This is a genomic window from Dorea sp. AF24-7LB (assembly GCF_003478575.1).
Classification (GTDB): domain Bacteria; phylum Bacillota; class Clostridia; order Lachnospirales; family Lachnospiraceae; genus Dorea_D; species Dorea_D hominis.
In genome coordinates this window covers 1-1,612 of sequence record NZ_QUFR01000029.1, presented here as the reverse complement: position 1 = coordinate 1,612, position 1,612 = coordinate 1, and the positions used below count along the sequence as shown (strand labels likewise).

Sequence of the window (1,612 nt, the reverse complement as noted above, 5' to 3'; positions counted from 1 at the left end):
TCTACTACAATATATTTATGGTTAATATCCCTTACAGCCAGTAAGGAATTATCCAGCTTGTTGCTTAAGCTGTTAGAATGTAGGTAGCAATTGGTATATCGTCTTCCTTTCTTGGACTTCGCGTCCGTTTTTTAGACTGATAACCAGCTTCTCATTCACAGCGTTCGTTTTATGCAGGTTGAATCGCCATAGGTGCATTCGCGTCACACCACAGTAGATTGAATAGGCAATGAGTAAAACTGGTATTTATCCATTGCAATAATCTTAAGGAGTGACAATTTATGAACGCAGTAGGTATCGATGTTTCAAAAGGTAAGAGTATGGTTGCTATCATGCGACCTTTCGGTGAAATTGTTTCCGCACCTTTTGAAATCAAACACACAGCCAGTGATATCAATTCACTTGTAGAACTCATCAACTCTGTTGAAGGTGAGTCCCGAATCGTGATGGAGCACACAGGACGTTATTATGAAGTCCTCGCCCATCAGCTTTCAGCGGCAAATCTTTTCGTCAGTGCCATTAACCCAAAACTAATCAAGGATTTTGATAATGATTCCCTTCGTAAAGTCAAATCCGATAAAGCTGATGCCGTTAAGATTGCACGATATGCACTTGACAAGTGGCAGAATCTTAAACAGTATAGTGTTATGGATGAATTACGCAATCAGCTTAAAACCATGAACCGTCAGTTTGGCTTTTATATGAAGCACAAGACAGCTATGAAGAATAATCTTATTGGCATCCTTGACCAAACCTATCCTGGTGTTAATACTTACTTTGACAGTCCTGCACGCAGTGACGGCAGCCAGAAATGGGTTGATTTTGCATCTACATACTGGCATGTGGACTGTATCCGTAAAATGTCCCTGAATGCCTTTATCGACCATTATCAGAACTGGTGCAAACGCAAGAAGTACAACTTCAGTCAGTCAAAAGCTGTAGAAATCTATGGAAAAGCAAAGGAACTTGTTCCTGTACTTCCAAAGGATGCCATTACAAAGCTTATTATCAAGCAAGCTGTAGACCAGCTTAAAAGTGCCTCTACAACTGTTGAGTCACTACGCACTCTCATGAATGAAACTGCATCCAAACTCCCGGAATATCCTGTCATTATGGCTATGAAAGGTGTTGGAACTTCACTCGGTCCTCAGTTGATGGCTGAGATCGGAGATGTTTCCCGTTTCACTCACAAAAGTGCTATTACTGCATTTGCCGGTGTAGATCCCGGTGTTAATGAATCCGGAACCTATGCTCAAAAAAGTGTTCCAACATCAAAACGTGGTTCTTCTGACCTTAGAAAAACACTATTTCAGGTAATGGATGTCCTAATTAAAACGCATCCTGAAGATGATCCTGTTTATCAGTTCTTAGATAAGAAACGTGCTCAAGGCAAGCCTTACTATGTCTATATGACTGCTGGTGCCAACAAGTTTCTAAGAATCTACTACGGACGAGTGAAAGAATATCTTTCATCCCTTCCAGAATCTTAATTGTCCACTAATATTTTCAGACCAGCACTGGTGTGGTGGTCTTATTTTGATACCCAATTTTCAACCTGTATAAAATTTTCAATGTTCTTTCAATTTAGCCTTGACTTTTTATTTGCAGGCTA

Annotated in this window: 1 protein-coding gene; it reads left to right on the top strand. The window is 40.1% G+C overall.

The window, feature by feature from the left end; genetic code table 11:
* Positions 1–281: 281 nt before the first annotated feature.
* Positions 282–1,490 carry an IS110 family transposase gene (locus DWY31_RS13785; protein ID WP_118248163.1) on the top strand — a complete coding sequence of 403 codons (1,209 nt, stop codon included), beginning with the start codon at positions 282–284 and terminating at the stop codon, positions 1,488–1,490.
* The last annotated feature ends 122 nt before the right edge of the window (positions 1,491–1,612 follow it).